The sequence below is a fragment of the Arenibacter arenosicollis genome (assembly GCF_014397245.1).
Classification (GTDB): Bacteria; Bacteroidota; Bacteroidia; order Flavobacteriales; family Flavobacteriaceae; genus Arenibacter; species Arenibacter arenosicollis.
Genome location: NZ_JACLHY010000009.1, coordinates 136,244 through 152,351, shown reverse-complemented (window position 1 = coordinate 152,351; position 16,108 = coordinate 136,244). Strand labels below are relative to the sequence as shown.

The window sequence follows — 16,108 nt, the reverse complement described above, 5'->3', positions numbered from 1 at the left end:
ACGGTGAAAATAGATTCTTCATTTTTGATTATAAATCTAATTAGCAATGGCACATGAGCTATAGTTTTAATATGGTGGCTAAGTATGACCAACCGGGCTTTTGAAGATAATTTTCAAGTGACGCTCTTAAATCAAAAGCCCCACTAATTGGGGGGCTTTGATTATAATTTTCTTATTTTGAAGTATTCAAAAATTTGGGCTTGATGACCAACATGGCCCATGCCCAGTTTTGGCTACTGGCCGAGGCATCTTCTGTGATGCCTTTTAATTCATACATTCCATCGCCAGCAAACATTTGGGAATAACCCAATTGTAGGGAATAGCCGTTGAATGCCTGTGAAAACACAAGATCTATTTCCGTACCCAGAGATTTTTCGCCACTGGGTAATGCTTGCTCTCCACTAAAATTAAGCGCCTTTAGTAGAAGGCTTGATTTTTCTCCAAGTTTAAAATTGGCACTCACATGAACATCGAACAAGCCTACGGAATTGGCATGATTGCCTACGTAGAAATAATCCATAAATCCGTTGAATTTATGATTGGTACCATATAGTGGGAAAAACGCTTCCGTTTTATCACTTGTATTGGCATCATTAGCACTAATGATTTCCATACCTGCCCCTAAACTTACTTTGGCTGAAGCGGTATAGTTAATATCCAGTCCCAACAAATAAGCTCCACCCACATCAACAGCACCCTGTCTTTCACCTGTTTGAAGATAAGCGTTCAAGGCTGCACCGAAACTGCCTTTTTTATAGTCCAAATGTGTTCCTAGGGTCTGCAGATTACTTAGCCCATCCGGTGTGGTTCCATCCGTTTCAAAATTTTGGAAGCCATTGTTCAACAGCAATAGGCTCCCACTTAAATTTTTCCAATTTTCCTTTAAATAAAGGTATTGCATGGTTTTATAGGAAAAGAATCCAGTTGTATTATAGGCAGTGCTTACCGATTGAAATCCACTGGGGTTGTCGTAATCCTGGCTGTAGGCCAATCCAAGATCCAGTTGAAATTTCTCCTTGGCATATTTGAAAATGGCGGCATCGTGATTACGTCCCTGTTGTGTCCATCCAACACTGCCCAAAATACGCTGGTCGTCATAATCCAAGGTCTGTCTTCCTAATTTGGTGGAAAAACCACTTCCCAGATTAATATCGGCCCAAGCCTCAAATACAGCAAAGGAATTATTCTCATCATCAGGAAGAAGTTGTCTGTTTTCTCCCCATACCATAACATCTTGCAGGCTTACATAAAACTTATAGGCCTCTATATCGTAACCAGCATTTAATCGTAAACGGGTTGATACCCCAAAACCGGCATCGGCATCATCGGAGATTAGGTTTCCAAAACCATGACGTAATTCGGTACGAGGTCTAAATTCACCATCCAATGTAAATTGGGCATTGGATAATGGTCCATATAGGGCTATAACGGTAAATAATAGGTATATTCTTTTCATCTGTTTTTATGTATTTGTTTTTAAGAGGCCAGATGTAATTCGCCATTAAACTTTTACTCACGAATTTTTAATTTAATTTTTGGTGTTCGTGAATCGTTGATTTCAGTTCAAATCAAGAACTATTATGGCTTATTTCATATTTTGGTCAGGTTTACGGAATTAGGTATTAATAATTGCTGATTCCGTAATTGGATTTGAATTTCAATGAATTGGGTTCTATTTTGGGAAAACATCCCATTTAGCTGCCCTCCTATTTATCCATACCTGATAATGCAAGTTCAGCTTTGGTTTCATCGATGACGGCTTTTTCTTCGGATGTAGCAAACCTAATGGCCAGGGATAATACGGCTGCACTCACTATAAATCCACCTATAATAAAGAACCCATTGGAAACTGCTGAAGCTGCTGCCGTGGTCTGAGCTGCCTTAACAGCTTGTTCGCCTAATTCGCTGTTAGCCGCTATGGCTGCACTCTCTGCCACTGCCGATTTGGATTTCAATAACATGGCGGCCAAAAAAGCACCAACATTTCCACCTGCACCCACAATTCCGGAAATGGACCCTATAGCCTTTTTGTTAATGAAAGGAACTACCGAGAAGGTGGCACCTTCCGCCATTTGAACTGTGAGGCTAAATGCTATTAAAAATATCATTCCGAACACCAAACTGGTGGTTAAGGAAAAGACAGAAAGCATTACTCCTTCGGCCGCCAATATCAAGGCAAGAAAAATAACCCTGCCACGTAGGCCACGAAACTTTCCGAAAAGATCGCCAAAATATCCACCTAAAGTCCTGGCAAAAATGTTCATTAGGGCAAAGGATAACACCAAGTTACCTGCTGTTGAGCGGTCAAGACCAAATCTATTCTGAAGATAATCATCCATGGTGCCATACACGGTCAGCTCAATTCCAAAACAGGCTGCATATACCAAAAATAGAATCCACACCCTATAATCCTTTAATGTACTTAGGAAAGACACTTCATCTTTTTTTAAGCGGGGCATTTTTCCTTCTTCCTTTAATTCTTTAAAATTGCCTTCTGGAGTATCTTTGGTAAAGAAATAATAAATAATACCCATTGACAGGCAAATAACTCCGGCTATTACCATAGAATACCGCCAAGCTATTTCTTCGGAAATACCGAAACTGATAACCCCAGCAGCAATTAATGGCATGCCTAAGCGATTGGCTCCTCCTCCTAGATTACCCCAACCGGCAGAAGTGGCATTTGCCGTACCCACAATATTGGGAGCAAACATTATGGAAGTATGGAATTGTGTTATTACGAACGAAGCTCCTATAAAGCCAATAAACAACCTACATATTAGAAATTGAAGCGGGGTTTGTACAAAACCCAGAAGTATCACTGGTATGGAACCAAGTATCAATAAATACGTATAACATAATCTAGGGCCGTATTTATCACATAACTTACCTATTAACAATCGAGCAAACACGGTTCCAGAAACTGCTAAAATAATGGAGTTCCATTTTTGTGTTGGGGTCAAGCCCAAGTCCTTAACTACGTCCGGCATAAAAGGGACAATACCGAACCAGGCAAAGAAACAAATGAAGAAGGCTATAGAGGTTATCCAAAATGTACGTATAGGAACGCTCTTTAAGTTTAAAAGTTCTAATTTCGTAGCTTTGGCAGAGACAAATTCTTTCATAACTGAATTGTTTTTAGGATTAGTTATTTCATTCAACAATTCAAAAGTAAGTATTTCTACGTATTATTACTTATTATTGTTGCGTAATTATGGAAATTGGATGTATTTTTATTAAGGTGAAAAAATATTGAGCTTGCATTTGCGAAATTTCAGAATATTGGCTGATTTAATTACAGTATTGTAAATAAGGCATTCTAAGTTGGTTCTTAATAGTTGAGAACCCTTTGAATTTCTTCTTCAAAGAATGAGGGGTGTTCCGCCACAACTTCCCCAACTACTATTATTCCAGGCTGTGTTGCATCTATTTGATTTACTATGGAATCGGCATCATTAAGTATTCCGGTTATACAGCTTTCATTTCTGGTTGTTCCATTTTGTATAATGGCGAATGGGGTCGATACATTTCTAAACTGAGAAATTTTATGGGCGATTTCCTGAAATCTACGTATTCCCATTAGAATGATCATAGTAGCGGAAGACTTAGCGGCGAGTTCCAGATCTTCGGAAAAGGAACCATCGCGTTTGGTGGCGGTCATCACCCAAAAACTACTACTAATTCCGCGTCGGGTTACCGGTATTCCCTGACTAGCCGGAACTGCAATGGCACTTGTTACCCCTGGTACCACCGTCACTGGTATCCCAAAGGACTCTACATATTCCAATTCTTCACTGGCTCTACCAAAAACAAATGGATCACCTCCCTTTAAACGTACCACATGTCCGTAATTAAAGGCATGTTCTACTATTAATTTATTAATGTCCTTCTGTGAATAGGAATGTTGTCCGCATCTTTTTCCTACATATAATTTTGGGATATCGGTATTTAATTCATTGAGTAATTCCATACTTACAAGAGCATCGTATAGGATTACATCGGCATCTTCCAATGCTTTGTATCCTCTTATGGTGATAAGGTCGCTACTCCCAGGACCTGCACCTACTAGACTTACTTTTGGGGCTTTAGATATGCTCATAATTTCTATTGTTTTAGGTGTTCAATTAAGAATTCCGCAACAAAACTACGTATTTATTTTTATAAAAACACATTATTATTACGTAATAATACGTAATATTGCTACGTAACATTTAAACGTAGAAGTATGAAGACCGTAATTGTAGTTGGAAATGGAATGGTTGGATACAAATTCTGTGAGAAGTTTGTCGCCAAAGTAGATCAAGACTCCTTTAAACTAATTGTTTTCGGAGAAGAACCAAGAGTTGCCTATGATAGGGTGCATTTGAGTGAATATTTTGAAAATGGGGACGCAGAACGTTTGTCAATGGCTCCTCGCGAATGGTACCAAGAGAATAAAATTGAGCTTTTTACCAACGAGAGAGTTACGGACATTCATCGAAATTCGAAAACCATAACAACCCTAAGCGAAAAAACCTTCAACTATGATTACTTAGTGTTGGCAACAGGATCTAGTCCCTTTGTGCCACAGATAAATGGGGTGGATAAGGATGGAGTATTTGTATACAGGACCATAGAGGATTTGGAAGAGACTCTTGCTTATGCGGATAAAATAAAAAAGAAAGTTCAAAAACCTAAAGCTGCCATATTAGGTGGTGGCCTATTGGGGTTGGAAGCTGCCAAAGCCGTTATGGATATGGGTCTTGAACCTCATGTAGTAGAATTTGCCCCTAAATTAATGCCCAGACAGTTGGACACCAGAAGTAGCAAGGTGCTTCAGGTAAAATTGGAATCTATGGGAATCAATATCCATTTGAGCAAAGCTACCAATCAAATTTTGGGTAATGGTCATGTAATAGGAATGGAATTTGGAGAGGATGATGTCCTTAATGTAGATATGTTGGTTATTTCGGCAGGAATACGACCTAGGGATGAATTGGGAAAAAGTTGCGGTCTTAAAATGGGTACCCGAGGAGGAATCGTGGTGGACAATAAGATGAGGACCTCAGACCCTAATATTTTCGCCATTGGTGAAATTGCCCTTTATAACCAAATGATATATGGTCTTGTAGCCCCTGGATATGAAATGGCGGGTGTTGCCGTGGATCAAATAATAGGTTTGGAGGAAACTACTATGGCCGCGGAAATAGATATGTCCACCAAGCTTAAATTGATAGGTGTGGATGTGGCCAGTTTTGGAACTCCGTTTATGCCAGCGGAGAAAGGTCATTCCATTATTTTCGAAAACAAGACTGAGAGTCTATATAAACGAATTAATGTAAGCCACGACGGCAAAAGACTTTTGGGTGGTATACTAGTAGGAGATGCCAAAGATTACAATATGTTATTGCAGATGTATCTCAATGAAATGCCCCTTCCCAAAAACCCTGAGAACCTAATTTTAGGAAGTCGAAGTGGTGAGGATGTCTCTTTTGGCAGTGCTATGGACCTACCGGATACTGCCGTTGTATGTTCCTGTGAAGCGGTCTCTAAGGGGCAAATATGTTGTTCCGTAAAGGAAGATGGCAATGAAAGTTTAAAAGCAATAGCCAAGGCTACCAAAGCAACTACGGGTTGCGGAGGCTGTAAACCTATGGTAGACGATTTGGTCAAGGAAACCCTAAAATCGCTCGGGAAAGTGGTTAAGGAATCAATTTGCGAGCATTTTGAATATTCCAGACAGGAGCTTTATGATATTGTAAAACTTAAGAAAATTGAGGACTATGATTCCTTATTGGACGAGGTTGGAAAAGGACATGGTTGTGAAGTTTGTAAGCCTGCTGTCGCCTCTATCTTTGCAAGTATCTATAATGAAACCGCAAATAGACAAGAAACTATACAAGATACAAATGATCGATTTTTGGCCAACATTCAAAGAAATGGTACCTATTCGGTGGTTCCGAGGGTCGCTGCAGGTGAAATTACCCCAAAACAACTTTTGGCTATTGGTAGGATAGCCCAAAAGTATGATCTGTATACCAAAATTACGGGTGGTCAGCGTATAGACATGTTTGGCGCCCAATTGCATGAATTGCCTCTTATTTGGGAGGAATTGATCGCAGAAAGATTTGAAACTGGTCAAGCCTATGGTAAATCGTTACGCACCGTAAAAAGTTGTGTTGGCTCAACATGGTGTAGATATGGGATGGACGAAAGTGTAACTTTTGCCATTGATATAGAAAACCGATATAAAGGAATCCGTTCCCCACATAAAATTAAAGGGGGTGTTTCTGGGTGTATCAGGGAATGTGCGGAGGCAAGGAATAAGGATTTTGGTTTTATAGCCGTTGAAGGTGGTTGGAACGTTTACATATGTGGAAATGGTGGTGCCAATCCACAGCACGCACAGTTGCTGGTCGAAAGGGTGGATAAGATTACTGCCACCAAATACGTGGACCGATTTTTAATGTATTATATACAAACCGCTCCTCCCCTAACCCGTACAGCAGCATGGTTGGACAAACTTGAAGGAGGTATTGACTATGTAAAAGATGTTGTTATAAACGATTGTCTTGGTATTGCAGATCAATTGGACAGTGAAATGCAACATTTGGTGGATACGTACAAATGTGAATGGAAAGAGGCCGTTGAAAATCCAGAAATTAGAGCCCGTTACAGCCATTTTGTGAATGCTGAAGAAGCTGATGATACTATTGAGTTTGTTTCCCTAAGGGAGCAAAAAATGCCTAAGGCCTGGGTTTAGTTGTAATCCTGGAGATTTAATTTACAATCCAACAATAAATATGTTGAACAACAGGTGCAGCACAATTGCATCCTATCTAAAATAATAAAAGATGATATCTAATTTAAGCACTTACGAAGTTGTAGAATCTGAAAATGTCAGTATTTGGTTCAAGGCGGCTGCTGTGGTCAAATTCCCTATAAATGGTGGCGCCTGTGTAAAATATAAGGATAAACAAATTGCAGTATTCAATTTTACTAGGGAGGGCACTTGGTATGCATGCCAGAATTTATGTCCACACAAGATGGAAATGGTGCTGTCCCGAGGAATGATAGGAGAAGATCAGGGCGTACCCAAGGTAGCCTGCCCGCTCCATAAAAATTCTTTTTCCTTAAAAACGGGAAAACATCTTAATGGAGATCTAGACCGTATAGCGACATATCCGGTTAAAATAGAGGATGGCTTTGTTTATATTGGTTTTTCTGAATAGCTTTGGAAAAAACCAATATAAATCATGGCCTCAGAAAAACTTAATGAAGCCTTCCGTCTGTTCGACGAAGCTAATGAAAATGACCCCAATACAGAGATGTGGCAGGGCAAGGAATATCCAAAAGAGTTGCTGTACGCCATAAGGATGACAGATAAACTAAAAACATTTGCTCCGGAATCTTCCGAGGCCCTTCAACTAACGGCGAGGTGCCAGCATATCAGAAGATGGGAGATCCCTAGGGAATCCTATGAAATGAACAGGACAGGATATCTAAAATGGCGACAGGACCTAAAAAAGTTTCATGCGGACAAGGCCGGTGCAATCCTTAAGAAGGTGGGGTATAATCAAGAAATGATAGATCAGGTAGGTTTTTTATTGGAAAAGAAACAACTTAAAAAAAATGCCGATACACAGACTTTGGAAGATGTTATTTGTCTTGTATTCCTAGAATTCTATTTTGAACCGTTTTCCCATAAATACCCTGAGGAAAAACTAATGGATATCCTTCAAAAAACATGGCGAAAAATGTCCGAAAAAGGCCATGAAGCTGCATTAAAGTTACCCCTTTCTCAGGAGTCCCTACAGCTTATAGGTAAAGCACTGCAGGGATAGCAACTATTTTAGCAACAGAATTTGGGAAATGAACAACGATAAATTACTTACACCATTGGACACCTCCACCTTTTTAAGGGTCCGTAAATGGTATTTATTTGCGTTGGCTACCATTGCCCTTAGCATAATATTTGCCCAAATTCTTATTCAAAATCATTTGAATTCCCAATTGGATGATTCCAAAGTAATCAACATAGCGGGTAGACAAAGGGCCTACAGTCAAAAATTGACCAAAGAAGTACTTCTGTTAAAGGAAAGCGCGGATGCTTCACAGCGCGTCCAAGTCATTACAGAATTAGGTGAAACTCTATCCGTTTGGAAGAACGCCCATGAGACATTGCAATTTGGTGATATGGCCATGGGTATTTCGAAGGCAGAAAACGAGGAGGTTAAAGTTCTATTTGAAAATATAAACCCGCACTACAATGCTATGGTTGGTGCTGTAGAGCATATTTTGGGTGATTATAAGGAAAATGGAAATTCCATTCCAAAGCAGTCGGATATTGATGCGGTCCTAAAAAACGAAAGTGCCTTTTTGGCCATGATGGATACCATTGTCAATAAATATGACGCCCTTAGCAAAACACATCTACAAAATTTAAAATTCAAGGAGTATCTCTTATTGGCATTTTCACTTCTGATATTGTTGTTGGAGATATCTTTCATCTTTAAACCTCTTTCCGTACAAATTAGAAATACCATCAAAAATTTGATGATCACCCAAAAGAAATCGGAGGAAAGTGCGCAGGAAATAAAAAAACTTTTTCAGGAAAAGGAAAAATCTTTGCAGGAATTACAGGAGCTTAATTTTGTAATCGATAATGCTGCTCTTTTCGCAAGCGCCAAGCAAGATGGACATGTTGTCTTTATCAGTAAAAAGTTCAATGAACTTCTTGGGCGTAATGATCAGGATACAAATAGGCTATTATACGAAATGTTGACCACTGATGAAGGGCAACAACAGTACTTAATGGAAGTATTAAAAAGCAATAGGAAAAATATAAGGACAGAGGAAATAAAGATAAAAACAGCCAAAGGCGAGTCGCTATGGTTGGATATGTCCATTATTCCAATGCACCAATCTGCCCAACAGTCTATTTTAATTTTGTGTTCCGATATTACCGAAAGGAAAAAGAATCAAATGAAAGTGGCTCAATTGACCAAAGAAAATTATGAGGAGACCATGAGGCAAAAGCAGTTGCAGGCTAGCCAGATTGTAGAAGGACAGGAAGAGGAGCGCAAACGAATTGCAAAAGATATTCATGACGGAATTGGGCAAATGTTAACGGCCTTAAAGTTTAATATAGAATCTATTAATTTGGCCAATAAGGAAAAAACGGCCGAAAAAATAGAATATATCAAGGCGCTTTCAAGCGACTTGATCAAAGGAGTACGTACTGCTACTTTTAATTTAACCCCTCCTGAGCTTAGTGATCATGGAATATTTCCTGCACTTCAGAAAATGACCCATGAACTTTCAAAACTCACAGGAAAAAACATATTGTTCGAAAATAAAACCGAGGAAAATATTAGATTCAATTCGCTGGCAGAGACCAATATTTATAGGGTGGTACAGGAAGCCGTGAACAATGCTATAAAATATGCAGAGGCTAATTATATTTTGGTTACCCTTAATTTTAATGACGACGTTTTAAGTGTAGTTATAGACGATGATGGCAAGGGTTTTGACGACTCCATCCTGGGAAAGGTACCCAAAAATAACAGTGAAGGTGGAATGGGCCTTTTCTTTATGAAGGAGAGGATGAATTATATAAATGGACGCCTTTTTATCAATTCCATAAAAGGGAAGGGAACTCGTGTAACCATCAACTATAAAACGGACAGCCGGGAATTGATAAAAAAAGAGGAGTAAATAGATTTCAATTCCACATTATTTCTGGAATCGAAGTTTTTAATTATAGTTTCCAAAGGAAAATGGAATCGATGAAAAGCAGAAATTGTTTTTAATTAAATTGTAACATGAAAATCAGGATAAAAGGAAATTCGATACGATATAGGCTTACCAAGACAGAAGTTGAAACCTTTTGCATTGAAGGTTATGTTGCGGAGCGAACGGAGTTTAAGGACCAAATCTTCAACTATGAGTTGCGGAGTCATGATCAAATCTCCAACCTGGATGCCATTTTTAAAAATGATACTATTACCCTGTACCTGCCAGAGCAGGATAAAAAAGATTGGGCAACTAGCGATCGTGTTGGGTTTCAGAATGCAATTTCACTTGGAAATGGTAAGGAACTATTTTTACTTTTGGAAAAAGACTTTGTCTGTTTGGATGAGACCATTGAAGATCAATCCGATAATTATCCCAATCCATTAATGGACAAAAGGAAATAATTCCTTAAAATCACTTAAAAAATAATCAGAAGTCGTAATATGTTGGGGGTACATCTTTAACACAAGGGTTTCCCCCCAATAGCCTGCACCTATGGCAGAACCTCTTTTAGGAGATATATCTCCGTGATTCTGACCAAAGGATTCTTTTGCTATTTACCTGATGTGTACCTTCTGCATTCCTTCTCGATTCGGTGGTTGTTTTCGCCCTGTATATTAATGTTTTCATATCCTATATTTTTCTACAAAGTAAATACGGATATCAGGATACCACAATCACATAAGTGTGTGAAATTAGACATCAAGCCCTTCTAATAACAATTGGGTGCTGGTAAAAATGAGGTAGACAGTTAAAGGAAATTTGTATTTAAAATTTCGCGGTAAAAGTATTTTTATATCAAATGCCCCCGTATTAGGCAGCAGGTTAAAGTTTTTATACAATCTTCATAAATAAGATTAAACCCAAATTTTATTGGCTGGGATTATTTATTTTGAGCGTCTTATATACTTCGTCTATTATTTCCAATCGATCCGCAAGGACTATTAAGGTGTCATCACTTTCAATTTTAGTTGAGCCGCTCGGGGTAATAAATTTGTCACCCCTTTTTATCATTGCAATTATTGCGTTTTTGGGAAAGCCCAATTCAACTATTTTTTTGTTCGTAGCAAAGCATTCCGAACTTATGGAAATCTCTCTCATTATTGTCTTTGGATCTTCTGAAAATAGCAAATCTGTCGGAGATAACTTTTTGGCCTTTTCCGGAATAGCAACACCTAACCATTTAGCCACGACGGAGAGTGTGGTTCCCTGAATTAAAATAGAAGTTACCGAGATAAAGAAAACAATATTAAAAATCATGTTTGCTTTGTCTATTCCCGCCAAAAGTGGATAAGTGGCAAACACAATTGGGACGGCCCCACGTAATCCAACCCATGAAATATAAAAACGTCTTCTCATTTTCATCCTGAAAAAAATGAGACTTAGAAATACACTTATTGGCCGTGCTACTATTATAAGGAATATTGAAATAAGTAAACCCACACCCATTACCGGGATAATTTGAGATGGAAACACCAACAATCCTAATGTAAGGAACAGAACAATTTCCATCAACCAGGCTAAACCATCGAACATTTTTAAAATGGTTTTTTTATGTATCAAATCTTGATTGCCTAGATACACGGCGCAGATATAGATGGCTAGAAAACCATTGCCACCAACGAAGTCAGTGGCCGAAAATGTTACAAACATGAGGGCAATAACCAATACTGGATAGAGTCCCTCAAAGTCGAGCTTAATCTTATTTATCACATATTTACTAAGTTTTCCAAATCCAAAACCCGCTGCTCCCCCTAAAATCATCTGTTGCAAAAACAAAGGTATTATGGAGAAAACACTTTGATCCTGGTGAACTACCAAGGTTAAAAAAGCGAGCGTCAGGACATAGGCCATGGGGTCATTACTACCACTTTCCAATTCCAAAGTCGGTCTCAGGTTAGTTTTTAAGGCCAGACTTTTTGATCGCAAGATTGAAAAAACAGCGGCAGCATCTGTCGAAGAAACAATGGAACCCAACAGCATACTTTCGTAAATGGTAAAATCGGTGATCCACCATACAAAGCAACCAATGGATAAGGCGGTAAATAAGACTCCCAATGTGCTTAATACAAGTCCTTCGCGTAAAATGGGTTTCACCGTACTCCAATTGGTATCCAAACCCCCTGAGAATAGTATAAAATTAAGCGATACGATTCCAATAAATTGTGCAATTTTGGGGTCGTTGAATCGGATTCCCCCTATACCTTCAGAACCTGCGAGCATTCCAATGGCCAAAAAGAGCAATAAAGTGGGAACCCCAAACTTATATGAAGTCTTTCCAACAACTATACTTATAAAAAGAAGAATTGAACCGACAAGGAGTATATTTTCAATCGTTAAATTCATTTTGCGAAACTACTATAGGTTTCTTCAAAAATAAGCGTTCTTATGAATAAATTTAGTTTTAAAATTAACTTTACTTGTGCTCCAATGTAATAGGCACTCTCTATATGCCTTTAAGCTTGAAAATTTCGCTGTCTTTTAATAAATTTCGTTTACTTCTTGGCTACCCAATCTGCACTATTTTTTAATATGGTCTGGTAGGCCTTTAATCCGTGGGCTCTTTCGTCATGCCCTAAAGTATTGCCAACAATTTTTGCGGTTGGATGTTTTACGATCCAAACAGCAGGATATTCTTTCCCTGATTTTAAGCCTCTGCCTACTGCCAATACTTCTATTTCAGCATCTGGGTCCTTTTCCAATCGGTATAATTCGTCAACGATCTTAAATTTGGCAGGTACTCCTTTCATAATGGGATGATCAGGCTTTAGCACCCTAACTTCAAATTCTTGAAGATCCTCATGGGACCTAGATCCTCCACCTACCAATGTTTTGTTATATTCCGGCCAATCCTTCCAATTGTACCAAATACTCGGATGGTAGATAAGCATATTCATCTTGCCCTCATTAACCCTTGACATAATAGCATTTCTGGTATTTCTGTCCAATGGTTTGTTGTTACTTAATAAAAGTATATCCGTGTTTGGAACAAGAGTTCCCAATTCCATTGGATTCTCTGTGTATATTACGGTGTTCTTACCGCCAGCACTAAGGATCTTACCATCTGCAATGCCAAAAAAATTGAGAAAATCATGGGAACTACCGCCGCCCATAACGGAAATTTTTTGGGCTTCCTTGTTTTCAGAAATATAGGATCCAGGAGCGGTTACAACAATTACTCCTTGCATCATACGCCAATGTCCTGGAAAAGTGCAGACATAGGGGTAAATACCTGGAGTGTCTGGAAGTTTAAACACTACAGATCCTGTAACACCCGGTGTCAACATATCCGTTGCTCCCAATACGTATCTTGATTTAGGAACATATCCCATTTTTTCTGCTTCCGGATTTTTTAGAAAACCATCTACCATAGCCCCAAAACTGTCCAAACTTCCCGGTTGTATTACCACCAAATTATGCGACATCTGATCTTTGTTTTTCAGAACTATTTCTACTGTCTGACCGGCCGTGGCATGAAGGGTTGTCTTATCATAAGCCATTTCCTGGTTAACGGTATTGAGCATAAAGGTGACATCGGCCTTTATTTTACCGACTTTGCCTATACCCATATCAATGTGTTGATTACCTCCTGTATTTACGCAGTGAACAGCAATAAGATTTTTCCCTTTTTTAAATAATTGACCCTTTTCACTATCCAGCTTTATGTATTTATACGACTCACTGGATCCCGCTTCCGCTATCAAAAGTTGTCCATTGACATAAATTTCATAATCGTCATCATGTGCAATTTTAATCACTGGTTCAATAATTTCATCAGTAATAACCACTTCTTGTCGCATCCAGATATCGGAACTGCTCCATTTTGTGTTCACATGCTTCATATTATCCCCTCCAAATTTAGCAGTTCCCTTCTTCCAGCCCGAATCATTGAATTCTAATTTCATCCAGTTTTCGGAAGGTTTTTCATTGGTATAATTCCAAATGGACTTTTTCTCTTCTGCGGAGGGTACGAGCATAACTACAGAGGACGGTTCCACTTCCTCAAAGTTGGATTCCCTATAATAAATCTTCAGTGCGGCATTGATCCATTTATCCGAAGTACTGGAATCGTCTTGGGAAATTTTTTCTATTTCAGCATACAAGCCATTTGATTCTGGCAATTGTCCAGCCTTTAAAACTGCAGCTAGCTTGATCTGCGGATCGGAACTATTTAAGAGCCCCGATTGCGCCAGACTTTCACTACTTTCCTTCGTTAAAGGCATCAAAGCCAATGCCGCACGTTTAACGGCATAGGAACTATTGGTCAACGCATTAACAACCACTTCCTTGGCAAGGGCATTGGTACCGTTAAGTGCGCCCAAGCCGTTCAAGGTCCACAAAGCATGCAATGCACTGGCATTTAGACCACTTTTATCAATATTATCATTGTTCCCAGCCAATTTGATCAATTCGGGAATAAGGGAAACTTTTTTATTCTCCACGATTAAGCGCTGTGCGGTAACTCTCCAAAACATATTATCGCTTTGCAAAGCCTTCAAAAGCTTTTTATCATCATCGGAATTTAAGGAGGTGATATCTGAATCATCACCATCTTCATGGGTAATTATATATATTCTACCATGTCCATAATCACGTAACTGATTTTTATGGGCATTCCCTTCACCTTTATCAGCATTCCAAATTTGATTGTCCATCCCACGCTTATCCGGGTTATGTTGAATTACTGGATTGTACCAATCCGCGACCCAAATATTTCCATCTGGTCCTGTTTCAGCAAAAACTGGAGCGGTCCAGGCATCAGTACTGGCAAAAATATTGCTGCCATCAACCTCCTTATACCCTGCCCCATACTTGACGATTTTTGCTATGTGTACCAAATGTCCGGTAGGTTCTGAAACATACATTTGATTTTGATAGGCCTCTGGATAATTTCTTGCTGTATAAAAATTAGCACCCGCGGCTGCAGTATATCCTCCACGAACATCTACCTGTTGCAGTGGTATAGTATCTACCGGAGTAATTTCATAGTGTCCTTGAATAAAATCGGCATTGATTGCCCATGAAGGCAGTTTATTTAAATAATCGTAATGTTTTAACGGTATACCCACATAACAACAATGGTTATTATTGGCGGTCGATCCAAATATTTCAAAATTCTCGTTAAAACCAAGTCCCCAGGTATTGTTGTTGAATTGACCCACGGGTTCAAAATAAGAGCCGTCCTTGGCAAATTTGTAGACTCCCATTTTAAATTCAACAGGCTTTCCCTGAAACTGATTTTCAAATCCGGAATATCCTACAGATCCCCAAATCATATTGTCCAATCCATAGCGTAAATTGGATGGTCCCGCATGGGTGTCAAATGTTCCGAAACCTTCGAACAATACAGTGCTTTTGTCCATTTTGTCGTCTCCATCGGTATCTTCCAGAAAAACCATATTGGGCGCTTGGGCAGCAATGGCACCGCCCTTTACCAGTGTAATTCCGGTCGTTAACTTTTGCTCGGTGGCGAAATCCGTAAAGGTATCTGCCTTGCCATCTCCATTAGTGTCTTCACAGATAGTGATCCTATCACCCCCAACATCATTGCTAAGACCATGTGGATAATCCTTGGACTGCACCACCCAAAGTCTCCCTCTTTCATCCCAAGTAAAGGCTATGGGATTTATTATATTGGGTTCCGCTGCAAATAATTTAGCGCTAAAACCATCAGGAAGTTGAATGTGTTTCTGGGAATCTTCGGGACTTAGAGGGTTCTGGACCTTAGGGTTCTCGCCGGTATAGGTCAACGGAGGTGGGGGAGATTTTTCTCCAGAGCAGCCAGATAAAAGAACCATTCCACAGATCAGTAAGGAAAGGTAAGCAGTTATATTTTTCATTTTGTTCGTTTTAATTTAATTACTTGCTATGGCCAATTAATAAATTGATGGTTTTTTGATAATGGGAATATATTACCCGATCAGATTCGTGGACGATATTCTGAATAGGGTGCATTTTCACTTACGTCCACCGTTCCTGCTTCCCAACCTTCTGGGGGTGACAGGATGGCCAAAAACTCCAATTCCCCTTTCCCGGCATTAAAAGTACCATGGGCAACATTGGCCCCGATATAGACAGAGTCGCCCTCCTCCAAAATCTGCATCTCATCCTCTATCCATTGTTCGGCCGTACCTTTAAGTACGTAAAGAATTTCGTGCATTTCTGGATGAACGTGAAAATTATGTCCCCCTCCTTCTGGCATGACCACTTTTACCATATAGGAGTCGGCCTGCTTTATAATTTCGGGATGATAATGCCAATGATGTACCCGCCCTAAGGCCTTTTCGAACATTAAATCCTTTTTCTTTACAAATTTCCAATTCCTTTCCATCAT

At 39.3% G+C, this 16,108-nt stretch carries 11 protein-coding genes; 5 read left to right on the top strand and 6 right to left on the bottom strand.

The genetic code is table 11. From position 1 onward, the window contains the following. Positions 1-172: 172 nt before the first annotated feature. The 3 genes from H4O18_RS11080 to cobA all read right to left on the bottom strand — a co-directional run bounded on the left by H4O18_RS11080 (position 173) and on the right by cobA (position 4,099). Complete coding sequence (locus H4O18_RS11080) at positions 173-1,456, bottom strand: alginate export family protein (protein WP_187584484.1); 1,284 nt, start codon at positions 1,454-1,456, stop codon at positions 173-175. Between the two features lie 250 nt (positions 1,457-1,706). Continuing rightward, positions 1,707-3,125, bottom strand: coding sequence for an MFS transporter (locus tag H4O18_RS11075; protein WP_187584482.1), 1,419 nt, complete (start codon positions 3,123-3,125; stop codon positions 1,707-1,709). A 206-nt stretch (positions 3,126-3,331) separates the two neighbouring features. Then, positions 3,332-4,099 (bottom strand): uroporphyrinogen-III C-methyltransferase, encoded by a 768-nt coding sequence (cobA, locus tag H4O18_RS11070; RefSeq protein WP_187584480.1) that lies wholly within the window; start codon positions 4,097-4,099, stop codon positions 3,332-3,334. A 126-nt stretch (positions 4,100-4,225) separates the two neighbouring features. Here cobA and nirB point away from each other — a divergent pair, with 126 nt between their 5' ends. The 5 genes from nirB to H4O18_RS11045 all read left to right on the top strand — a co-directional run bounded on the left by nirB (position 4,226) and on the right by H4O18_RS11045 (position 10,178). Then, positions 4,226-6,742 (top strand): nitrite reductase large subunit NirB, encoded by a 2,517-nt coding sequence (gene nirB / locus H4O18_RS11065; RefSeq protein WP_187584478.1) that lies wholly within the window; start codon positions 4,226-4,228, stop codon positions 6,740-6,742. 91 nt (positions 6,743-6,833) lie between these two features. Beyond that, a complete protein-coding gene (gene nirD, locus H4O18_RS11060; RefSeq protein WP_187584476.1) occupies positions 6,834-7,211 on the top strand; it encodes a nitrite reductase small subunit NirD in 378 nt (125 codons plus the stop codon). A 24-nt stretch (positions 7,212-7,235) separates the two neighbouring features. Continuing rightward, positions 7,236-7,823, top strand: coding sequence for a DUF4202 domain-containing protein (locus tag H4O18_RS11055; RefSeq protein ID WP_187584474.1), 588 nt, complete (start codon positions 7,236-7,238; stop codon positions 7,821-7,823). A gap of 28 nt (positions 7,824-7,851) precedes the next feature. Further along, a complete protein-coding gene (locus H4O18_RS11050; RefSeq protein WP_187584472.1) occupies positions 7,852-9,696 on the top strand; it encodes an ATP-binding protein in 1,845 nt (614 codons plus the stop codon). Positions 9,697-9,803: 107 nt separating this feature from the next. Further along, a complete protein-coding gene (locus H4O18_RS11045; protein WP_187584470.1) occupies positions 9,804-10,178 on the top strand; it encodes a DUF7009 family protein in 375 nt (124 codons plus the stop codon). 466 nt (positions 10,179-10,644) lie between these two features. On the opposite strand, the gene H4O18_RS11040 is transcribed toward H4O18_RS11045, so the two are convergent. The 3 genes from H4O18_RS11040 to H4O18_RS11030 all read right to left on the bottom strand — a co-directional run bounded on the left by H4O18_RS11040 (position 10,645) and on the right by H4O18_RS11030 (position 16,108). Beyond that, a complete protein-coding gene (locus H4O18_RS11040) occupies positions 10,645-12,120 on the bottom strand; it encodes a potassium/proton antiporter (protein WP_187584468.1) in 1,476 nt (491 codons plus the stop codon). A gap of 149 nt (positions 12,121-12,269) precedes the next feature. Then, on the bottom strand, positions 12,270-15,614 hold the full coding sequence (locus H4O18_RS11035) for a PVC-type heme-binding CxxCH protein (RefSeq protein ID WP_187584466.1): 3,345 nt from the start codon (positions 15,612-15,614) through the stop codon (positions 12,270-12,272). 80 nt (positions 15,615-15,694) lie between these two features. Beyond that, positions 15,695-16,108: a cupin domain-containing protein gene (locus H4O18_RS11030; RefSeq protein ID WP_187584464.1), complete on the bottom strand. Its 414-nt coding sequence runs from the start codon at positions 16,106-16,108 to the stop codon at positions 15,695-15,697.

Excerpts from the sequence above, each read along its gene's own strand:
- nirB (WP_187584478.1), top strand. The coding sequence starts at position 4,226 with ATGAAGACCGTAATTGTAGTTGGAAATGGAATGGTTGGATACAAATTC.
- H4O18_RS11055 (WP_187584474.1), top strand. The coding sequence starts at position 7,236 with ATGGCCTCAGAAAAACTTAATGAAGCCTTCCGTCTGTTCGACGAAGCT.
- H4O18_RS11035 (WP_187584466.1), bottom strand. The coding sequence starts at position 15,614 with ATGAAAAATATAACTGCTTACCTTTCCTTACTGATCTGTGGAATGGTT.
- cobA (WP_187584480.1), bottom strand. The coding sequence starts at position 4,099 with ATGAGCATATCTAAAGCCCCAAAAGTAAGTCTAGTAGGTGCAGGTCCT.
- H4O18_RS11075 (WP_187584482.1), bottom strand. The coding sequence starts at position 3,125 with ATGAAAGAATTTGTCTCTGCCAAAGCTACGAAATTAGAACTTTTAAAC.
- H4O18_RS11045 (WP_187584470.1), top strand. The coding sequence starts at position 9,804 with ATGAAAATCAGGATAAAAGGAAATTCGATACGATATAGGCTTACCAAG.
- H4O18_RS11080 (WP_187584484.1), bottom strand. The coding sequence starts at position 1,456 with ATGAAAAGAATATACCTATTATTTACCGTTATAGCCCTATATGGACCA.
- H4O18_RS11040 (WP_187584468.1), bottom strand. The coding sequence starts at position 12,120 with ATGAATTTAACGATTGAAAATATACTCCTTGTCGGTTCAATTCTTCTT.
- nirD (WP_187584476.1), top strand. The coding sequence starts at position 6,834 with ATGATATCTAATTTAAGCACTTACGAAGTTGTAGAATCTGAAAATGTC.
- H4O18_RS11050 (WP_187584472.1), top strand. The coding sequence starts at position 7,852 with ATGAACAACGATAAATTACTTACACCATTGGACACCTCCACCTTTTTA.
- H4O18_RS11030 (WP_187584464.1), bottom strand. The coding sequence starts at position 16,108 with ATGATGGAAAGGAATTGGAAATTTGTAAAGAAAAAGGATTTAATGTTC.